Origin of the sequence: Pseudomonas schmalbachii, assembly GCF_017589465.1 — a bacterium.
GTDB lineage: Bacteria > Pseudomonadota > Gammaproteobacteria > Pseudomonadales > Pseudomonadaceae > Pseudomonas > Pseudomonas schmalbachii.
Genome location: NZ_JAELYA010000037.1, coordinates 1 through 262, shown reverse-complemented (window position 1 = coordinate 262; position 262 = coordinate 1). Strand labels below are relative to the sequence as shown.

Sequence of the window (262 nt, the reverse complement as noted above, 5' to 3'; positions counted from 1 at the left end):
GTGAGGCTTGACCATATAACACCCAAGCAATCTGCGGATTGCGGTGTAGTGGTGAAGTCGACGAACCGAAAGTTCGTGAGAACCGCAAATGACACCGAAAGATCACATACCCGAATTGGGGTGAGCGTCGCAAGACGGGCATCCGAAAGAATTGCTTGACGACCATAGAGCGTTGGAACCACCTGATCCCATCCCGAACTCAGCAGTGAAACGACGCATCGCCGATGGTAGTGTGGGGTCTCCCCATGTGAGAGTAGGTCAT

1 rRNA gene is annotated in these 262 nt (G+C 53.1%); it reads left to right on the top strand.

Annotated elements, in window-relative coordinates:
- Nucleotides 1-154 precede the first annotated feature (154 nt).
- Nucleotides 155-262 (top strand): 5S ribosomal RNA (gene rrf / locus JFY56_RS24245); the annotation flags it as partial.